The following is a 19,696-nucleotide window of genomic DNA, read 5'->3' on the forward strand; positions in this document are numbered from 1 at the left end:
TTATCTTGTCGGAGGGAATGCATAATACATGCGGCCAAACGATGACAAGACCGTTTGACGGTGCCGATATCGACGAATGGGCGAACTTTTGACCCGCCCACTCGCTTGACGATATCAATAATAGTCGAGCTCTTCGAACTTGGTGTCGCCGACGTTCACGTCGCCGAGTGTACGGAAGCTGATTCTCGCGCCGATCGACCAATCGTTCGCGACATTGGCATCGGTATCGCGTTCCTGCTTGTAGACGATCGAGAACAGCGTGTCCTGATCGTCGTAGGTGATGCCGAAACCGTTGCGTGAGATGACATCCTTGTTGATGTCATAGGTGATCGCGCCGAACACCGACCAATAGTCGTGGAACCGGTAGGCGGCGGCGGTCTGGATTTCGTCCTGGTTGGACAGAGATCCGTAGAGCGGCTGCGCTTCGATGCGCGTATAGGTCATCGCGGCCTGCCAGGTCGTGCCGAGATAGCCGACGGTGGTATCGGCACGGCGCAGCGACAGGTCCTTTTCGTCGAGGCGGCCGGAAACGCTCGCCATCAGACCGGACGGTGCGTCGATGCCGAACATGGCAACGTAGTCAGAGCTCTTGGTCTCAAGACCGGAATTCGCCCCGGCCTTGACCAGGTCGTCCGTCGCAAACGAGTTCAGGCCACCCAGATGGAACGACTGGCCAACGATGCCACGCAGGCCGTAGCCGCTGTCGAAGGTCCCCGTGTAGCGGAAGCCGACATTGGCGCGCGTGCCGCCCTCGATCCGGTCGAAACCGGAGAACTTGTCACGGTCAAAGAGGTTCGTTGCGTCGAACACGAAGCTCTGCGCGTCTTCGTTCGGCAGGCCGCCGGCATATTGCTCGTTCGGGCGCGCGTAGAGCTGTGCGATCGGCTCGACGACGTGACTGCTGTCCTCACCGACGAACAGGATCGGGTAGCGGGCTTCGAGGCCCGCGGTCAACATGCGCCGCGTTGCCGCATCGCTCGTGTTGAAGTCGCCGGTATAGGCCGGACCGGGATTGTCCATGTTCAGCCCGATGGCATCGCCGCGCGCTGCCAGCAGCGGCGTGAGGACCAGGCCGCCCGGGGCGATGAAGGTGCGCTTCCACTCGAGTTCGCCGGTCAGGCGGTGCGAGGTGCCTTCTAGGCCGCGGAAGCGGACCACGCCCGGTTGGGTAAACGCGTCGAGCCGGTTGCGCTTCACGTTCGTGAAGTTGAACGTCGCGGAAAGCTCGCCGCCCAACACGGGATCAGGCGCCTTGTAGGAATAGTCGAGGACCTGCGCCGCCGGCTGCTGGTTTTCCTCGATGCTGTTGGCGTCGGCGTCCTGAATGTCGAAGTAGAAGGCGCGCAGATCGAAGTAGTTCCGCTTGCCGAGCCCCGTCAGGTAGGCCTGGTTGGTATAGGTGGTGCCGTCGAACGTCGACAGCTCGTAGGTTTTGGCGAAGTTGGCGTCGGACTGGACGAGTACGTTCCAGCCGAAGGTCCAGCGCGGATTGATCTCGAACTCAGCCTTCGACGCGATCATGCCGCGATTGGTATGCATCGCGTCGACGGTGCCGGGCGTGAACTTGCCCTTATCGAGCTGGCTGATGCCGGCGAAGTTCAGCGTATGGAAGCCGTTGTGGAACCGCTGGCGGAATTCTCCCTCCAGCAGGAAGCCCTGTCGCGTCAGGCCGGTAAGCGTCGCCGTCGCGTCCATATAGGGCGAGATCGCCCAGTAGTAGGGGACGCCGACGCCAACTCCGAGTTTCTGGGCCGAGCGGAACGTCGGAAACAGGAAGCCGCTCTTGCGCTTGACCGTATGGTCCGGCAGCTCCATGACCGGAATATAGGCGATCGGCTTGCCGAACAGCTCAAAGCGCGCGTTCTCCAGACGGATGGTCCGCGTGCGGCCGTTCTGGATGACGCGCTGGGCCTTGATGTGCCACAGCGAGCGATGTTCCGGCTTGGTCGAGCACGGCGTGCAAGCCGTATAGACGGCCTCGTTCAGGATGAATTCTTCGCCGTTCCGGCGCTCGCCGCTCGTGGCAGCAAGCCGCGTCAGATCGGTGGTTTCGATGCGCATCTGCTCGAGGAAACCGTCCCCGAAATCGTCGGTGACATCCATCTTGTCGGCATAGACGACATTGCCGCCCGGCTCAATGAACTGGATTTCCCCGGATGCATAGATGCGGCCATTCTTCTGGTCGTACTCGACCTGACGGGCCACCATCTTGTAGCCGCCGTAATCGATCTGCACGTTGCCGCGCACGATCACTTTTTCGGCGTCCTTGTTGTAGACGAGCTCATTGGCGGACAGAAGCAGCTTGGCGTCTTCCGGCATGTTCGGGCGCAACGAATCGAGGCGGTCCGAAGCCTGCTGCGCCATTGCAGGCGCACTCATTCCCATGGCAAGTGTCTGCAGCGCCACGCCTGCAAGCAGGGCAGCGTTGATCAGCCTTATACGTTTGCGGTTCACTACCGCCACTAGCCATCCTCCTGATTTAAAAGAATCGTCGAGCCCAGCGCCATCGCTACAACAACTGGCAACCAGGCTGCAACGAAAGGAGGCACAATGCCGCTGCTCCCGAATGCTTTGACAAGCACGGTGACGACATAAAGCACGAAGCCTGAAAGGATGCCACCGAGAATTACGGAGCGCGATTGGTTAAACCGGCTAAATTTCAGCGACACACAAGCGGCGATCAGCGTCATGGCGACGAGCAGCAGCGGCAACGACAACATTGAGTGGAATTGAGTTTCCATGCCGTTGGTCGAAAAACCGAAGGAGCGGGCCACTTCGATCTTGCGCGGCAGGTCGAAAAACTGAATGGAATCAGCCTTTGCAAGACGTTCCTGAACAAACTCCGGCTTAAGATTGGTGGCCAGCTGTGCTGTTTTCAAACGTTGCGGAAGCTGTCCGTTGCGCGTTTCCGTGACGTCGTTAAGAAGCCAGTAACCATCTTCGAGTTTCGCCGACGCCGCATCCTGTCTCAGAATGATCGTGCCCTGTGGATCAAAGTGGATGACGGTGACGTTGAGAAGCGTCGTGCCGTTGTCCTGAACCGAGCGCGCGCCAATGATCGTGTCCGTGCCGTTATAGATCTGCCGCAGCCACGGGATCGAGCCGGCATCGGCGTTCCGCGTGGAGCCCCATTCGGCCAAAAGCGCCTCGCCGCGCTTCGTTCCCCAGGCAGCAAGCGGGTTGAGCGCCACGACCGCCAGCACGCCGAAGAGGAAGGAGCCGAGGATGAAGGGCCGCAGGAACTGCCAGACGGAGATGCCGGCTGCGCGGGTCACGACCAGCTCGTAGCGGCGGTTGAGCGAAATCAGCGCCGCCATGGCCGAAAACAGCGCGACGAAGGGTATCGTCTGCTGCAGGATCAGCGGGATTCGGAGCGCGGTCATCAACAGGGCGCCGGAGATGCTGTAGCGCGGCAGGTTTGCCAGCCGGCTTGCCTGTTCGCTGAAGTCGATGATGAAGACCAGCGAGAAGATCCCGACGAGGAACCAGAACGTCGTGATAACGTAGCGCATGAAGAAGTAGCGGCCGAGCGTGCCCATCATGACGGCTGCCCTTTCTCGGCGTCAGGCCGCATCAGGCGCAGGCGAACCAGGAGTTCCTGCAGCTTTTCCTGCCCGGTCATCGGAATGTCCAGTCGCCTGTTGCTGACGAGCTGGTGAATGCAGAGGGCGCCCGCCATCAGCGGCACGGCATACATCAACGGCACGAACCACACGGAGTCCTCGGCGCTGTTGCCGGCATAGAACGTCATCCAGCGGATGAGCAGGGCCGTGCCGAGCGCGCTGACCATCGGATGAAGCCGCGCTTCGCGATGGGAGCGTGCGTCACTGCTGAAGACCAGCGCAATCAGGCCGAAGAGCAGCGGGAAGGTCCATTCCGTGAAGCGACGGTTGAGTTCGGCGGTAAAGGCGAGCGGATTGTTCTTGTAGACGTGATCTTCCGGGTCCGGATTGATCAGGCCGGGAAGGTCGCGGTCCTTCGCTCGAATGGTCGCCTCGCGCGTCGTCTTGGTCATGTCGGCGAGATCGAAGGCATATGAGTCGAACTTGATGATCGACACGCTACCGTCGGGGAGCTTGCGCTGCACTTCCCCGTCTTTCATCACCAGCGCCGAGCTCTTGTCGTCGATGGCGCCTTCGCGGGCATAGTAGACGAGCTCGAAGCTCGGATTGCGCGAATCGGCGACGAAGATGCCCTGCAGCACGCCGCCGCCCCGCCGCGCGCCAACCTGGACGTATAGATTGTCTGCGACCTTGCGGAAGGTGTTCTCCTGCACGACGGACGACAGCAGATCGGCGTTGGCGGTCGCAAGCATCTTGCGCAAGGCCATACGCGAATAGGGCTCGACGAAATTGTCGACCACGAAGGAAAGCACGCTGAGGCCCAATGCCAGGTAGACCACCGGCCGGATGATCGCCATGCGCGAGCTGCCGGCGGCGTTGAGCACCGTCAGCTCCGAATCGGTGTTCATCGTCGTCAGCGTTTGTGTGACGCCGATCACCAGCGCAAACGGCAGGATGATCGTGATGACGGAAGGCAGGATGAGGGTCGCCACTTTGGCGAAGGCGAGCACGGATTGGCCGTTGTCGGTGACGAGGTTGACGTTGGTCAGCGCCTGAGTCGTCCAGGTGATGCCAAGCAACGGCAGGAGCGTCGCGAGGAACATGATCACGGCACGCCGGAATATGTAGCGTTCGATCAGCTTCATGCCCGTGTCCGGTCCAAAATCCTGCTCATGTTTCTGTTCCGGCGGCGGTTATCGAACCGGATTTCGCCCATGTCCGTAAACCGAAGCCCGGTTCTTTGCCAGCCACCCGTGCTGCTCGAATTGTGCAGCAACAGGGATAATTTAAGGCGAAGAACCTCGGTTAACCGCATGTAAACATCTGCGGGCATCTTGCCAAGCGGTTGAAAAGCGAGAAGGGTGCCGGCCACAGCTTTGACGGTGGCGAATGATGCGAATATTTGCCACTGTAACCGCCCGGTAACAGGCCGGCTTGCCATAAGCCTTGCCGTGTCGTCCGGTTGCGTTGTGCGGCCTAGATCCCCTTGGGCTGGCGCTCGATCTCCCGGAAAGATCCATTCGATCCAAAGGGTTGCGTCCAGACAGGAAATACCCGGAGTTTTCAATGTCGATGAAGTTTGAGTTCACCTTTGCCAAGTCCCATAAGCCGAGCGGTGGCGTCGCCGTTCTGCTGAAGAGCGCGGGCGCGTCGGCGGCTGCCGGCGCCGATGTCGCCGACCCCGAGAACGTCGTCGCAAGGGCGGCGAAGATCAAGAAGTTTACCGGCAAGGCGTTCTCCTCCCTCGACATCGTCGCGCCGCATGGCTCGCCCGCCGATCGAATCGTCGTGCTCGGTCTTGGAGACGCGGATGCGCTGACGGACCATGACTGGCTGAAGGCGGGCGGAGCCGTCGCTGCGAAGCTTGGTTCGGTCGACAAGGTGACGGTCTTCATCGACGCGCCCGACGCCAACGTGACCGGAAAGGCGGCAGCGGACTTTGCACTCGGCATGGAGATGAATGCCTACGCCTTCGACAGCTACAAGACCAAGAAGGCCGACGACGACGCGAAGCCATCCGGCAAGCCGACCAAGGTGACGATCGTCACCGGCACGGTCATCGCGGCGAAAAAGGCGTTCACGGCGGCGCAGGCCGTTGCCGAAGGCGTGTTCCTCGCCCGCGATCTGGTGAACGAACCGGCCAACGTGCTGGGCCCGGTCGAGTTTGCCGCCAAGGCGAAGGAGCTGGAAAAGCTCGGCGTCGAGGTGGAGATCCTCACCGAAAAGGAAATGAAGAAGCTCGGCATGGGCGCGCTGCTCGGCGTCGCGCAAGGGTCGAGCCGTTCACCGCGCCTCGTCATCATGCAGTGGAAGGGCGGCAAGTCCAAGGACCGTCCGCTCGCCTTCGTCGGCAAGGGCGTCGTCTTCGACAGCGGCGGCATCTCGATCAAGCCGGCTGCCGGCATGGAGGAAATGAAGGGCGACATGGGTGGTGCGGCCGCCGTCACCGGCCTCATGCACGTGCTCGCTGCCCGCGAAGCCAAGGTCAACGCCATCGGCATCATCGGCCTTGTGGAAAACATGCCCGACGGCAGTGCGCAGCGCCCGGGTGATATCGTGACCTCCATGTCCGGCCAGACGATCGAGGTGATCAACACCGACGCCGAAGGCCGTCTCGTGCTTTGTGATGCGCTCTGGTACTGCAACGATCGCTTCAAGCCGCAGGCGATCATCGATCTCGCGACCCTGACCGGCGCGATCATGGTCGCACTTGCAACGCATCATGCCGGCCTGTTCTCCAACGACGACCGTCTGGCGGGGCAGCTTCTTGCCGCTGGCATCGCGACGCACGAGCCCCTGTGGCGCATGCCGCTCGGCCGGGAATACGACAAGATGATCGACAGCAAGTTCGCCGACATGAAGAACACCGGCGGCCGCCACGGTGGCGCGGTGACCGCGGCGCAGTTCCTCAAGCGCTTCGTCAAGGATACCCCCTGGGCGCATCTCGACATCGCCGGCACCGCCATGGGCGCGCCGACCGACGAGGTCAACCAGTCCTGGGGTTCGGGCTTCGGCGTGCGGTTGCTCGATGAGCTGGTGCGGGCGAGCTACGAGGCCTGAATGCCGGACATGATGAAAGGCGGGAGGCAATCGGCATGACCGAGATCCTGTTCTACCACCTGACGGAATCGAAGCTGGAAGACGCTCTGCCGCCGCTGCTCGACAAGAGTGTCGAGCGCGGCTGGCGAGTGGTCGTACAGACGGTCGATGCAGACCGCCGCGATGCGCTCGATACGCATCTCTGGGTCTATCGTGACGAGAGTTTCCTCCCGCATGGCACTGATGCCGGGGACTTTGCGGCGGATCAGCCGGTGTTGCTCGTCGCCGACGACGGCAATGCCAATGCGGCGACGGTGCGTTTCGTGATCGATGGCGCGAGCCCGCCTGACGTTTCGGCCTATGAGCGCATCGTCTTCATGTTCGACGGCTATGACCAGGAACAGCTGGAAGGCGCGCGCGGCCATTGGAAGCGGCTGAAGGGCGAGGGCCACACCTTGACCTACTGGCAGCAGAACCGCGATGGCCGCTGGGAAAAGAAGGCCTGAGTTTACAAGCGTTACGACAAAAAAGCCCGCGGACGAGACCGCGGGCTTTTTGTTTCCGGCATGTCCGGAAGATCAGTCGTGGAAGGCCTCGACGAACTTGCGCTTGCCGAGCATGAAGGCATCTGCGACGTGGCGCAACGGCGCCAGATCGACGTCCGACTTCCCGGCTTTGACGATTTCGGCGAAGCGCCGGTAGAGCATCGGATATTCCTGCTCCGGCTCCTCGTGCACGAGCTTGCCATCGACGGAGAGCTTGGCGCCGCCTTCCGACAGCACCATCTCGCCCGCCGCCGTGCGGGCAACGATGTCCCAGCTCTGCTTGCCGGTCTGGCGCCAGTCGAATTCCGCCGCGACCGGCAATTTTTGGCCGTCGGTGAAAGTGATGTTGGCGGCGATCGGCGCGTCACGATTTTCCGGGAATTCGAGCACGGCCGACGTTACGAACAGCGGGCGTGGCAGGATGTGGGTGACGATCGACAACGCGTTGATGCCCGGATCGAAGATCCCGAGGCCCCCGGCCGCCCAGATCCAATCCTGGTTCGGGTGCCAGTGCCGCACGTCTTCCTTCCAGATGACCTGGACATCCTTGATCGGCGTCGTTGCCAGGAAGGACTTTGCAGCTTCCACGGCCGGCGCGTAGCGGGAGTGCCAGCTTGCAAACAGCGACAGCCCCTTCGATGCTGCCAGCGCCTCGAGGTCCGCGACCTCGCTGAGCGTCGCGCCCGGCGGCTTTTCCAGGAACACGTGCTTGCCGGCGTCGAGCGCGACGCGAGCTGCCTCGTAGCGATACTGCGGCGGCATGCAGAGCGACACGGCTTCGATCGCAGGAACCGCGTCGAGCATCGCCTCGATCGATTTGAAATTGTCGATGCCATCGACCGTCCCATGTCGGCTCGCGGCGGCAATCAGCTGATAGTCGCTGTTCTTGGCGATCGCCGGCAGGTGCTGGTCGCGAACGATCTTGCCGATGCCGACAAGCGCAATTTTGATGGGGGCCATGGTGTTCCGCTCGATTTGTATGACTTATTGTCGGCTCTTGTAGCAGATTGCACACCGGGAGCAAGCCGCCGCTCCGCCCGGGACTATGACATCGATGTCGATGGAATCGACAGATTGTCATTCCCTCTCAACGTCGCCGCACTAACTCTACCGGTGGACGTGCGGTGCCGTCCCGTCAACTGGACTGACATGGGCGGTCTGACCACCCGAACGAGGAGTGAACGATGCAGCAGCAGATCCGTCGGGCAAGCCGAGCCGACCTCGACATCATGATCGAGTGGGCCGCGGAAGAGGGGTGGAACCCCGGCCTCGGCGACGCGGGGCCTTTCTGGGCAGCCGACCCTGAGGGCTATTGGGTGGCGGATGGAGAGGGGGCGCCGGTCGCCGCGATCTCACTGGCGCGGTACAACGAAAGCTTCGGCTTTCTCGGCTTCTTCATCACCCGGCCGGATCATCGTGGCAGGGGCATTGGCCGACAGCTGTGGCAACAGGCGATGTCGGTTGCCGATCGGCGCATCGTCGGTCTGGACGGCGTGGTCGCGCAGCAGGAGAACTATAGCCGGTCCGGCTTCGTCTACGCCCACGCGAACATCCGCTACGGCGGCATCATCGACGTGGTCGAGCCGCCGGGCGCGGATCTGCTGGAGGTCGCGCCGGTGCACATGCCGCTCCTCATCGACTATGATCGCCGCTTCGTCCCGACGCGTCGCGAGGTGTTTCTGCGCGAGTGGCTGAAGGCGAGCGACGGGCGGCGCAGCATCTTGCTGCTGCGCGATGGCGCGGTGGCGGCCTATGGGACGATCCGGGCCTGCCGCAACGGCTTCAAAATCGGGCCGCTCTTTTCCGACACCGAGACCGGCGCCGATCTGGTCTTTCGCAAGCTTGCCGCCGGCGTCAACGGCAGCGAAGTATACCTCGACATCCCTGAACCGAACGCCTCGGCCAAGGCACTTTGCGATCGCTACAATCTCAAGCCCGTGTTTGAGACCGCGCGCATGTATCGTGGGCCGGATCCGGGGCTGCCGCTGGCGCGAATCTACGGAATTACCACTTTCGAGCTGGGCTGACGGAGGGGAGGCGACGGCGGGGCCGGCTTCTGTCAGCCGGCCATCGCGTCTTCATATTCGGCGGAAAGTTCGAGCCATTGCTCTTCGGCTTGCGTGAGTTTCGCTGCCGCGTCGGAGCGTTCCTTGGCCTTTTGTGCAGCCTTGGCCGGCGACTTTTCGTAGAGCGCCGGATCGGCAAGTTCCACATCAAGTGCCTGAATCAGTTTCTCCAGCTTTCCGGTCAAGGATTCGATTTCGTTGATCTTCTTGCGCAGCGGCGCCAGCGAGGCGCGCTTGTCGGCATTGACCTTGCGCTGGTCCGCCTTCGAAAGGCTGTCGTCGACGCCGGTCGGCCTCGGCTTCTCGTCCTTCGCCTTGGGGCCACCGACGATCAGGCTGCGGTAGTCTTCGAGGTCGCCGTCATAGCTCGTCACGGTACCGTCGCGCACCAGCCACAGCCGGTCGGCCGTCGCTTCGATCAGGTGCCGGTCGTGTGAAATCAGGATCACGGCGCCGGAATAGTCGTTGAGCGCGGTGATCAGCGCGTTGCGGCTGTCGATGTCGAGGTGGTTGGTCGGCTCGTCGAGGATCAGAAGGTTCGGCGCGTCGAAGGCGGCAAGGCCCATCAGCAACCGCGCCTTTTCGCCGCCGGAAAGATCCTTGGCGGGCGTTTCCATCTTTTCCGTCGCAAGCCCCATCTGCGCCACGCGTGAGCGCACCTTGGCTTCAGGCGCTTCCGGCATGCGCCGGCGCACATGCTCGACCGCACTTTGCGTCGGGATCAGGTCGTCGAGCTGATGCTGGGCAAAGAAGCCGACCTTGAGATTGGGAGCGATCTTCAGTTCGCCCGCCTCAGGCGCGAGGCGACCCGAGATGAACTTGGCGAAAGTGGACTTGCCGTTGCCGTTCGAGCCGAGCAGCGCGATCCGGTCGTCCGTGTCGATCCGGAGGTTCAAGCGCTTGAGGATGGGCTTGCCGGGCTCGTAGCCGACGGTACCGCCGGTGACGGCGATGATCGGCGAAGCCGCTTCCTTCTCCGGGTCCGGGAAGGAGAAGCCCTGGACATGATCTTCGATCACGGCCGCAATCGTGCCCATGCGCTCCAGTGCCTTGACGCGGCTTTGCGCCTGGCGCGCCTTGGTGGCCTTGGCCTTGAAGCGGTCGATGAAGCTCTGGAGGTGCTTTCGTGCTGCGTCGTTCTTGGCTTTCGCCTTCATCTGCAGCTCGTCGGCTTCCGCCTTCTGCCGCTCGAACTGGTCGTAGGGCCCACGATAGAAGGTGAGCTTCTTCTGGTCGAGATGCACGATGGCGTTGACCGCGGTGTTCAAGAGGTCCCGGTCGTGGCTGATGATGATGACCGTGTGCGGATAACGGCGGATGTAATCCTCGAGCCACAGCGTGCCTTCAAGGTCGAGATAGTTGGTCGGCTCGTCGAGCAGCAGTAAATCCGGCTCGGAAAAGAGTACGCCCGCAAGCGCCACCCGCATCCGCCAGCCACCGGAAAACGACGAGGCGGGACGCAGCTGTGCTTCATGGTCGAAGCCGAGGCCGGCGAGAATGCTTGCAGCACGCGCTTCGGCCGAATGGGCGCCGATGTCGGCAAGCCGCGTCTGGATCTCGGCAATCCGGTGCGGATCGGTCGCGGTCTCGGCTTCGGCGACCAGCGCCGTGCGCTCCTTGTCCGCCTTGAGCACGATCTCGATCAGCGGTTCTTCTGTGCCGGGCGCTTCCTGCGCGACCTGGCCGATGCGCGCGTTTTTGGGTAGCGCGATCGTGCCGGCTTCCGACGCGAATTCGCCGGTTATGATGCGAAACAGCGTGGACTTGCCAGCGCCGTTTCGGCCCACGAGCCCCGCCTTCGTGCCCGCCGGAAGCGTCACGGATGCGTTTTCGATGAGGAGACGTCCCGCGATGCGGGCGGAAAGGCCGGAAATCTGGATCATTGCGGCCTTTTGCCCGGACTTGGCCGGGAAGGCAAGAGGCGTCGGCGTGCTGTTGCCACCGCTGTGGCGGGGCGGGAATTCAAGAGGTCATTGTTATCGATTTTTGAACAAGGCGTTCCGACAATCGATACTACACATCCTCATCGTGAGGGACCATCTCAATAACGGAAGGGCGGGGAACGCTCTTCTGACCGCCTCGATCGACCGAACGCCAGTGGCAGAGGCCCCGCGTTCCGAGGGACGACCGATCCGGCCAAGGACATTTTTGATGAAACCTCGTTCAGCCGAACGAGCCTCCCAGGAGTGAAGACCATGAAAACCGCAATCCAGACCGCTCTTTCCGCCGCTCTCGTTGCAACCGCTATCCTCGGTGGCGCTTCTGCTGCCTTTGCCGGCGGCAGCTACTATGAAGGCGTCAGCCCGACGCCGCTCTATACCGAGCGCACGCCGGCCGTCACCGGCAAGTCGTCCTTCACCATCGGCAGCTCCGAAGCCGGCTATGTCGATCGCACCAACACCGGCTCGGTCGCAAACTTCAGCGTCGCGCCGAAGAGCGTGATCGGCGGCGAAGGCGAATACTACCAGGGCATTTCGCGCTAACGGCGATGAATGAGGGGGCGCGGGTTTTGGCCCGCACCCCATTTCAAGGGATTTGATGGATCACCGTGATGATCCTATGAGGCGACCCCAAGCGCCTATGCGGGGCCTAGTCCCCGACCTTCTACCTCCACCAAGGAACAGATTGATGAAGAAGTCCTTTGCCGCAATCCTCGTTGCGGCGGCCATGCTCGGCGGCGCGTCCGCCGCTGTCGCAGGCGGAAGCTACTACGAGGGTGTGAGCTCCACGCCGCTCTTTACCGGCCGCGCCGAAGCCTCCGCCGGCACCGGCGTGTCCGCGACCGCAAGCCGCGGCGACTACTATGCGGGCATCGAAGACAGATCCGTCGACAAGACGGCAACCGGCGCGATCGCCAATGGCGGCGCCAGGGCTTTCGGCGAGGCCGACCAAAACAAGCAGTAAGTCACGCCAGACGGTTGACCGAACAACCCGGTCCCGCCCACGCGGGGCCGGGTTGTTTCGTTTTGGCGTTGCCAAATGAGGTACATTGCCATGACAGAAAAAGTCGAAGTCGCCGAGCGGCTCTTCGAGCTCTACCACTGCGTTCATCGCCTGGTGAACGCATCGATGTCGGAGGAAGGCGTTTCGCTCGCGCGCAGCAAATTCCTGTTTTATCTGAACACGCTCGGCCCCTGTCGCTGCGCGGATATCGCCTCGGCGCTCGGCTTTGCGGCCAGAACCGTCACCGAAGCGATCGATGGCCTGGAGCGGGACGGCATGGTCCTGCGCGAACCGGATCCGGAAGACCGTCGCGCGAAGATCATCTCGATCACCGACCGCGGTCGGCTGGCGCTGGAGGCGGCACTGCAGCCGCGCCATCGCACGATCGATGAGCTGTTCTCAGCGCTCGACGATTGTGAACGCACCGAATTCTTCCGGCTGCTCGGCTGTCTGCGTGAAAGGGCGTCGGAAATCGACGAAAGCCGTCACCCGGTCGCCGCCTGATTTGCAAGCGTCAAGCGGCGCTCTGGCCGTAGCCCCTGCCGCGGCCGAGGGCCGCCGAATAGCACAGGATGCCGGCGCCATCGCGTGCGCCGGCGAGGGCCTGCTCCGCCTGGGTCAGCAGATCGGCGCTCGTCGATGCCGGTTGCGCAAGGGTGATGCCGGCCGCAAGCGAAAGCGTCTCGGCTGTGTGCGCCCGTCCGGGGAGGGTGACCGTCAGTTCCTTCACCGACTGCCGCAGACGCCGGGCAATGGCCTCGGCATTTTCGGTGCTGACATCCCGGCACACGAAGGCAAACTCCTGCTGGCCCACGCGGGCGACGAAATCGTCCTTCTTGATCGACTTGCGAAACAGCGTCGAGAGCTTGGCAAGCGCCTTCGCGGCGACCGTGCCGCCGTGGTGCTCCGCCATTTCGCGCAGCCCTTCCACCGAGGCAAGAAGCAGGGCAACCGGCTGGTCTGCCTGTTCCGCTTCGAGGATCGAGTCGAGTTTTGCCGTCAGCGCCAGGCGGTTCGGCAGGCCCGTGGCCGGGTCGCGGGTCAGGGATCGCCGGCTTTCGGCAAGCTCGCCCTCGAGTTCGGCGAGACGTGTCATGCTGGTTTCCAGCGCCTGCTGGAGAGCGCCTTCTTCATTCGTCAAACGGCCAGCCGCTTCCCGCAGTCGCGCGGCGTCGTCGGCGAATTCGGACATGCCTGCAACGGGGTCCGTGGCCAGGCGGCCGGCGAAATGGTCCAGTTCATCCTTGAAGCTCTGTTTCTGCAGCAAGGCGAGCCTGAGCTTTCCGGCAATCTCGACAAGCGCTTCCTGGCCAGCGGCTCTCGCGCGGTCCGCGGCAAGTGCTGCATGGGAGATGAGGTGATGCCTGAGACCCAGGGCATCCAGCGCATCCTGCTGCGGGTTGTGCCCGAGTGCGGCGAGTTCGCGGGAAAGCTCCGGCAGGCGACCGGATAGCGCCTCGTAGACAAGCTCGTAATTGCGGGGCAGGGCCGCGATCCCGTGCGCCGACATCGCATGCGCCACCTTCAGAATGATCGCCGCCTGCCTCGCCTGCGATCGGCTGGCATCCGCTGGAACTTGCCTGTTCATTCTGTCGTGGCCCCCGGTCGCTTCTCGATCTCTGGATTGATAAGCCGCCACTATGAGAAGGCCGCATTTAAGGGAGTCTGAAGATTTCGGGCTCTGGGCGATTCCCGCCCGGTATGGTTGCTAAATTCCATCGGCCCTCCGTCCACCGCAACCGCATGTCGCGGGGGAATGGACGGTCGTCAACTGTCGCCATCTTTATACTTGACGCCTTTAGTCACCAATTATATTCGGCGCTGCTAAATCGGGCATCGAGCCCGGGCAAACAGCGACGGTCAAGCATGTCCCTCTCGTTCATTGCGGATCTGGCGAAATGGGGCGACCGGCCGGCGCTGGTCTTTTCCGGGCAACGGATCGTCACCTATCGCGAACTCCATGAGCGGGTCACCCGCCAGGCACTTGCCTTTCGCGGTCCGCGCGGGCTGGTAACGATCGAGGCCGAGCTTTGCGAGCATGCGATTGTCGCCTATCTGGCAGCGCTCGCCGCCGGGCATGCCGTCGCCATGCAAGCCCCGAAGAACGGCGCTGCCGGCTCCTGGGTCGATGCCTTCGAGCCAGACTTCGGCTTCCGTCGCATCGATGGCCGCTGGCGCACGGAGCATCTGCGACAAGGCGATCGGACGCCCCATGACGAACTGGCCCTCATGCTCTCGACATCGGGCAGCACCGGTTGCGGCAAGGCCGTGCGTCTCTCGCGGGAAAACATTTCCGCCAACGCTGTGGCGATCGCGGACTATCTCGGCCTGACGGCGAAAGATCGCGGCTGCTTGATCCTGCCGCTCCATTATTCCTACGGCCTGTCGGTGCTGAATTCTCACCTGGCCGTCGGCGCCAGCCTCTATATTCCCGGCGGCTCCATCCTCGATGCCGGTTTTCTCGATGGTCTCGCGGAAAGCGGAAGCACGAACCTCTCGGGCGTGCCCTACTCCTACGAGCTGCTGGAAAAAGTGGGCTTCCGCGACCGTCGCTTCGCCAAGCTGCGTTTCATGACTGTCGCCGGTGGCCGCTTGAGCGCTGATGTCATCCGACTCTACAACGACCATCTCGGCACCCAGGGTGTGGCTTTCTTCGCCATGTACGGCCAGACCGAGGCCACCGCCCGCATCGCCTATGTGCCGCCGGCTCAGCTTTCCGGCAACGAGGACAGGATCGGCGTCGCCATTCCAGGTGGACGCCTTCTGATCGTGAGCGAGAGCGGCGTGCCGATCGAAAGCGACGGCGTGGCTGGCGAACTCGTCTATCGCGGCCCGAACGTCATGATGGGCTATGCCATTTCACGGGATGACCTCTGCCGCGGCGCCGACCTTGCCGAATTGCGGACCGGCGACCTGGCCATGCGCCATGCCGACGGCCTGTTCCAGATCGTCGGCCGCATGAAGCGGATCTCCAAGATCGCCGGGCTCAGGATCGCGCACGATGTGCTGGAAGCGGGGCTCGAGGCGCGCGGTATCACCGCTGCCGTTGTCGGCGACGATGCCGGCCTTCACGCCTTTTACGCCGGCAGCCGCGATGTCGAAGAGATCAGGCGGCTCTTGGCGCAGGCAAGCGGGCTGACATTGGCCCACCTGAAGGCGACGCCCCTTGCTGAGATGCCGCGGCTTGCCAGCGGCAAGATCGATTACAACGCACTGAACATGGCAGCCCGCCAGGCGGCGGCCAGTGGCGATGATGATAACGGCGGTATCGAAGGGCTCTTTGCCCAGGTCTTCTATCCAAAGCGGGTGAAGCGGTCCGACAGCTTTGTCTCGCTCGGCGGCGATTCGTTGCGCTTCGTTCAGCTGTCGATCGGGCTGGAAAAGGCGCTGGGGCAAGTTCCGGATGCCTGGGAGACCTTGCCGATCGCCGAGCTATCGCTCCAGGAACGGCGCGAAACTGCCACGCGACGGATCGGCACGGACCTCTTGATCCGTGCGCTTGCCATTCTTCTGGTCGTCCTGCACCACGAGGTCCTGTGGCCGATCCCCGGCGGGTCGGCGGCCATGGTCGTTCTCGCCGGCTTCAGCCTTGCGCGCTTTCAGATGGGACCGCTGCTTGCAGGCGACGGCTGGGCGATCCTGCGGCCGCTCGCGCAGGTGCTGATCCCCTATTATCTGATCGTTGCGGCCTATGCGGTCGCCTGGGGTGAGGTGCCCTGGGCCTCGGTCTTTCTCGTCGGCAACTTCGGCGTGGCCCTGCCGGAAACGCACGGCATGGTGCCCTATCTCTACTGGTTCATCGAGGCCTATTGCCAGATGATGGTGGTCTTCGTCGGGCTCTTTGCCGTCCCGCAGTTTCGCCGTTTCGTGTCGGCAAAACCCTTCGCCGCCGGGATGGCCTTGCTTCTGGCCGCGCTTGTTACCCGTCTGGCGCTGCCACTCGTCTGGCCGATCGGCAATCGCCAGATCTTTACGCTGCCATGGATCTTCTATCTCGCCGTCATTGGCTGGTGCGCCGCCGTTGCGGAAACGGCCAGGCAGCGGCTGCTGTTGATGCTGGCCGGCACGGGGGCCTTCCTGTTCTTCGGCCTCTACGAAGGAGTCTGGATCGGCACGAAGATCAAATATCTGCTGCAGATCGCCGTCCTGGCAGCGCTGCTTTACCTTCCACGCGTCAGTCTGCCGCGCTGGTCGGCTCAGCTCATCCTGCCCCTGTCGGCGGCGGGTTTCCACATCTACATCCTGCACCGCTTCGTGCCGGAATTGCTGATGGTGCCGATGCAGCCGGCCTTGCCGCCGGCGGCTTTTTCGCTGCTGTCGATCGTCGGCGGCGTGGCGCTCGGCCTCGTCGCATGGCTCGGCCAGCGTCAGCTCTTGAAGAAGCTTACCGCATGGCGCGGGCGTGAGATCCGGCCACTGCGGCTGTTCGGCTTCGAGGCGTTACGCTCGCCGTTACGCCCACTGTGATCCTTGGGTCCTCAGAAACTGGGCCAGGTCCAGTATCAGGGACGGGCGCCCGAGCGCGGTGAGCGTCGCGTGCGCCTGACCGCGATGGTGGGTCTGGTGGTTGAAGAAGTGGCCGAGCGTCGGCGCCAGCCTCTGCGCGACGGCCGCCGGATTGGTGAGCGTTCTGTAGCTAAGCAAAGCGCCAAGGCGCTCGTCGCTGAGGTTGTCGATCCAGGCGATGATGCGTTCGTCCTCGGCCGCCCGCGCGGCGGTAAGCCCGGCGAGGTCCTCGTGCAGGGTCGTGTCGAGTGAAGCAGGGGTATTGCCCTCGCCTGTGAAGCGCTTCATCCAGATGCGGTCGGCAACGAGGATATGATTGAGGGTTGAAAGCAGTGAGCCGAAAAAGGCGCCGCGGTTTTCCCGCAATTCGGCATCGGTCAGCTCCGCAGCAGCAGCATAGACGAGGCGGTTCGCCCAGCGGTTATAATCGGCGAACATGCGAAAATGATCAAGCATCGGCTACCTTCCTGATGGCTGCGGTTGCGGATGGCGACGCTAACCCGGAACCGCATTCCTGTGTCTGATATCATTCATGAAATTTACTGATTTGATGACGCGGCGGATATGTCGTTCAAGAGGACGCCAATCGTCCCGGAGAGTTTGCATGACTAGAAAGCTCTATTCGCTGTGTGGATCCGACAGGGGGCGTCCCTTCTCGCCGCATGTGTGGAAGACCGCGATGTCGCTGGCCCACAAGGGGCTCGACTTTGACACCGTGCCGACCGGTTTCACCGAAATCCGAGCGATCGAGGACGGGGCGACGAACCTGGTGCCGTTGCTGCGGGATGGAGAAAAGCTCGTGAAGGACAGCTTCGAGATCGCCCTTTATCTCGAACGGACCTATCCGGACCGTCCGGCGCTCTTTGCCGGCGAGGGGGCGATGGCGATCTCCCGCTTCGTCGAGGGTTGGTCGCAGACGACGCTGCACCCGGCCGTCACCCGCATCATTATCCGGGACATTCACGACCGGCTGGACCCCGTCGATCAGGCCTATTTCCGCGAGAGCCGGGAAAAGCGCTTCGGCACGTCGCTCGAGGCCGTGGCCGAAAGTGGCGGATCCTCTCTCGCAACCTTCTCGGAAAAGCTCGAGCCTTTGCGCCATCTGCTGAAGATTCAGGATTTTCTGGGTGGTGCAACGCCGCTTTTCGCCGACTACATCGTCTTCGGCGCGTTTCAATGGGCGCGCATCGTCTCGCCGCAGCGCCTGCTTCAGCCGGGTGATCCCGTCACCGCCTGGTTTGAGCGCTGCCTCGATCTGCATGGCGGGCTCGGGCGCAGTGTGACGGCTGCGTGAAACCCGCCTGGCCTAAGCCGAATCATCGGTGAACCCCCTTGTTTTGCGCGGAATTGGCGGCTAATGAACCGCCACTTCTCAAGAAACAAGGGATTGACCCAATGGCTATTGAACGTACCTTCTCGATGATCAAGCCGGACGCGACCAAGCGCAACCTGACCGGCGCCATCACCAAGATGCTCGAAGATGCCGGCCTGCGCGTCGTCGCTTCCAAGCGCGTCTGGATGAGCCGTCGCGAAGCCGAAGGCTTCTACGCCGTTCACAAGGAGCGTCCGTTCTTCGGCGAACTGGTCGAGTTCATGTCCTCCGGCCCGACCATCGTTCAGGTTCTCGAAGGCGAAAACGCAATCGCCAAGAACCGCGAAGTCATGGGCGCCACCAACCCGGCAAACGCTGACGAAGGCACGATCCGCAAGGTTCACGCTCTCTCGATCGGCGAAAACTCGGTTCACGGTTCGGATGCTCCGGAAACCGCTGCTGAAGAAATCGCCTACTGGTTCTCGGGCACCGAGATCGTTGGCTGATTCAAAATCTTCGGTTCGAGCCATAGCGGCTTGAATTGACTCAGGATTTGAGCCGGAGCGGAAACGCTCCGGTTTTTTGTTGCCCGGTCTCTCAGACGGGGCACTTCGCGGTCTCGAAATGGGCTGGTGCCTTGCCGCCGCTGAAGACCGCCGGGTTCTTGTCGTAGGCCGGGCCCTCGACCAGCGGTTTGGCCGGCATGATGTCCTGATCGACATCGGAGACGACGGTGGTCTCAAGCTTCTGCAGTGACTGGCCTTCGGGGCCTTTGACCTCGATCGACACCGTATAGGGGCGATCCTTCTTCACGCAGGTGACATCGGGGCTTTCCAGCACCACCTTCTCCAACTTCGGAAAGAGCTTGCGCTCCAGTGTCAGCGCGTCGCCGCCGGCCGGATTTTCGAAGCGCGCCACCAAGATGCTGCCGTCGGGCACCGCCTCGGCCTTGGTCAGCGTGACCATGTAGGTCGCATAGGCGAGGCGGTAGTTGAAGACGAACATCTTGCCCGTCAGCTTCAGCGGATCCGGGCCGCTCTCGCGCTGACATGCCGCAGCGGCAAGTGCGATGGCAAGTGTGGCCAAGATCCCGAATGTCCTTGTCATGGGCCTGCTTCTTCCCTGTTGCGGTGATAGTGGCGCTTGGCTTTGGTGCGGTTGCCGCAGACGGCCATGTCGCACCAGGTGCGGCTGCGGTTGCGGCTGCGGTCGAGAAACAGCCAGCCGCAATTCGGGCAGATCTTCAGCCGATCGGGCTCGGGGTTGGCGGCAAGCGTGAGCGCCGATTGCGCCGTTGCGGTGTCGAGCGAAAGCAGGCCGCCCTGGTGCGTCGAGCCGCGCAAGACGCCGGCGATGGCTTCCAGCAGATCCGCCAACAGTTCCGGCCGGCCTGTGTCCGAGATCTCTGCGCGAAAATGCCGGTCGGTCGCTTCGCGCAACTGCAAGAGCCGGTCACGGTTCTCCGCGGCGACAGGCGCAAGCGCGCCGAAGCGTACACTCTCCGCGCTGTAGCGGTTGGCGGCTTCTGCAAAGGAATGGAGTGCGACGACATCGGCGAAGCGGTCGATCCGGCGTTCGGGATCGAAACGCAGGACGATGGAATTGGCGACATCCAGTGCCAGGGCGCCGCCGGCAAATCGATGGGCTGTCCAGGTGAAGGTCATGCAAAAATCCTAACTGGCAAAATCGATTTTACCAGTTATATTGATCTTGTCACGCTCC

Annotated in this window: 18 protein-coding genes; 9 read left to right on the forward strand and 9 right to left on the reverse strand. The window is 62.6% G+C overall.

The features are described 5' to 3' along the window. Positions 1 to 114 precede the first annotated feature (114 nt). Genes AC3WVQ_RS04360 through lptF form a run of 3 tightly spaced genes read right to left on the reverse strand, consistent with a single transcriptional unit; the run spans position 115 to position 4,708 of the window. Positions 115 to 2,463, reverse strand: coding sequence for an LPS-assembly protein LptD (locus tag AC3WVQ_RS04360; RefSeq protein WP_060580928.1), 2,349 nt, complete (start codon positions 2,461 to 2,463; stop codon positions 115 to 117). Then, entirely contained in the window at positions 2,463 to 3,542 is a 1,080-nt protein-coding gene (lptG, locus tag AC3WVQ_RS04365; RefSeq protein ID WP_034803924.1) for an LPS export ABC transporter permease LptG, read from the reverse strand. Before lptG ends, AC3WVQ_RS04360 begins: the two co-directional genes overlap by 1 nt. Next, positions 3,539 to 4,708, reverse strand: a complete 1,170-nt coding sequence (gene lptF, locus AC3WVQ_RS04370; RefSeq protein ID WP_034803922.1) for an LPS export ABC transporter permease LptF — start codon at positions 4,706 to 4,708, stop codon at positions 3,539 to 3,541. The genes lptG and lptF overlap by 4 nt, the downstream gene beginning before the upstream one ends. A gap of 421 nt (positions 4,709 to 5,129) precedes the next feature. Here lptF and AC3WVQ_RS04375 point away from each other — a divergent pair, with 421 nt between their 5' ends. After that, on the forward strand, positions 5,130 to 6,623 hold the full coding sequence (locus tag AC3WVQ_RS04375; RefSeq protein ID WP_492382603.1) for a leucyl aminopeptidase: 1,494 nt from the start codon (positions 5,130 to 5,132) through the stop codon (positions 6,621 to 6,623). 35 nt (positions 6,624 to 6,658) lie between these two features. Next, the gene (locus AC3WVQ_RS04380) at positions 6,659 to 7,108 is read left to right on the forward strand and encodes a DNA polymerase III subunit chi (protein ID WP_034803915.1); all 450 of its coding nucleotides are present in this window, start codon (positions 6,659 to 6,661) and stop codon (positions 7,106 to 7,108) included. A 72-nt stretch (positions 7,109 to 7,180) separates the two neighbouring features. On the opposite strand, the gene AC3WVQ_RS04385 is transcribed toward AC3WVQ_RS04380, so the two are convergent. After that, positions 7,181 to 8,107, reverse strand: coding sequence for a Gfo/Idh/MocA family protein (locus tag AC3WVQ_RS04385; RefSeq protein WP_090294601.1), 927 nt, complete (start codon positions 8,105 to 8,107; stop codon positions 7,181 to 7,183). A gap of 224 nt (positions 8,108 to 8,331) precedes the next feature. Here AC3WVQ_RS04385 and AC3WVQ_RS04390 point away from each other — a divergent pair, with 224 nt between their 5' ends. Beyond that, entirely contained in the window at positions 8,332 to 9,174 is an 843-nt protein-coding gene (locus tag AC3WVQ_RS04390) for a GNAT family N-acetyltransferase (RefSeq protein ID WP_090294600.1), read from the forward strand. 32 nt (positions 9,175 to 9,206) lie between these two features. Here AC3WVQ_RS04390 and AC3WVQ_RS04395 read toward each other — a convergent pair whose 3' ends face one another. After that, positions 9,207 to 11,096 (reverse strand): ABC-F family ATP-binding cassette domain-containing protein, encoded by a 1,890-nt coding sequence (locus AC3WVQ_RS04395; RefSeq protein WP_110818457.1) that lies wholly within the window; start codon positions 11,094 to 11,096, stop codon positions 9,207 to 9,209. Positions 11,097 to 11,408: 312 nt separating this feature from the next. Here AC3WVQ_RS04395 and AC3WVQ_RS04400 point away from each other — a divergent pair, with 312 nt between their 5' ends. The 3 genes from AC3WVQ_RS04400 to AC3WVQ_RS04410 all read left to right on the forward strand — a co-directional run bounded on the left by AC3WVQ_RS04400 (position 11,409) and on the right by AC3WVQ_RS04410 (position 12,660). Next, complete coding sequence (locus AC3WVQ_RS04400; RefSeq protein ID WP_034803904.1) at positions 11,409 to 11,696, forward strand: hypothetical protein; 288 nt, start codon at positions 11,409 to 11,411, stop codon at positions 11,694 to 11,696. A gap of 145 nt (positions 11,697 to 11,841) precedes the next feature. Beyond that, a complete protein-coding gene (locus AC3WVQ_RS04405) occupies positions 11,842 to 12,117 on the forward strand; it encodes a hypothetical protein (protein ID WP_060522129.1) in 276 nt (91 codons plus the stop codon). Between the two features lie 90 nt (positions 12,118 to 12,207). Then, entirely contained in the window at positions 12,208 to 12,660 is a 453-nt protein-coding gene (locus AC3WVQ_RS04410) for a MarR family winged helix-turn-helix transcriptional regulator (protein ID WP_060604252.1), read from the forward strand. A 10-nt stretch (positions 12,661 to 12,670) separates the two neighbouring features. Here the strand turns inward: AC3WVQ_RS04410 and AC3WVQ_RS04415 are convergent, their stop codons facing one another. Beyond that, entirely contained in the window at positions 12,671 to 13,744 is a 1,074-nt protein-coding gene (locus AC3WVQ_RS04415) for a GGDEF domain-containing protein (RefSeq protein WP_090294595.1), read from the reverse strand. A 278-nt stretch (positions 13,745 to 14,022) separates the two neighbouring features. Between AC3WVQ_RS04415 and AC3WVQ_RS04420 the strand changes: the two genes are divergently transcribed. Beyond that, entirely contained in the window at positions 14,023 to 16,623 is a 2,601-nt protein-coding gene (locus AC3WVQ_RS04420) for an AMP-binding protein (protein WP_492382604.1), read from the forward strand. On the opposite strand, the gene AC3WVQ_RS04425 is transcribed toward AC3WVQ_RS04420, so the two are convergent. Beyond that, positions 16,609 to 17,118, reverse strand: coding sequence for a DinB family protein (locus AC3WVQ_RS04425; RefSeq protein ID WP_060522133.1), 510 nt, complete (start codon positions 17,116 to 17,118; stop codon positions 16,609 to 16,611). The genes AC3WVQ_RS04420 and AC3WVQ_RS04425 overlap by 15 nt on opposite strands. A gap of 148 nt (positions 17,119 to 17,266) precedes the next feature. Here AC3WVQ_RS04425 and AC3WVQ_RS04430 point away from each other — a divergent pair, with 148 nt between their 5' ends. Both AC3WVQ_RS04430 and ndk read left to right on the forward strand, forming a co-directional pair. Further along, a complete protein-coding gene (locus AC3WVQ_RS04430; RefSeq protein WP_090294591.1) occupies positions 17,267 to 17,956 on the forward strand; it encodes a glutathione S-transferase family protein in 690 nt (229 codons plus the stop codon). Between the two features lie 101 nt (positions 17,957 to 18,057). Beyond that, on the forward strand, positions 18,058 to 18,480 hold the full coding sequence (ndk, locus tag AC3WVQ_RS04435) for a nucleoside-diphosphate kinase (protein ID WP_034803877.1): 423 nt from the start codon (positions 18,058 to 18,060) through the stop codon (positions 18,478 to 18,480). Positions 18,481 to 18,571: 91 nt separating this feature from the next. Here ndk and AC3WVQ_RS04440 read toward each other — a convergent pair whose 3' ends face one another. Next, positions 18,572 to 19,081 (reverse strand): hypothetical protein, encoded by a 510-nt coding sequence (locus AC3WVQ_RS04440; protein ID WP_492382605.1) that lies wholly within the window; start codon positions 19,079 to 19,081, stop codon positions 18,572 to 18,574. Continuing rightward, a complete protein-coding gene (locus AC3WVQ_RS04445; RefSeq protein WP_034803871.1) occupies positions 19,078 to 19,638 on the reverse strand; it encodes a CGNR zinc finger domain-containing protein in 561 nt (186 codons plus the stop codon). Before AC3WVQ_RS04445 ends, AC3WVQ_RS04440 begins: the two co-directional genes overlap by 4 nt. Between the last annotated feature and the right edge of the window lie 58 nt (positions 19,639 to 19,696).

Source organism: Ensifer sp. EB106-05-01-XG146, from assembly GCF_058791875.1.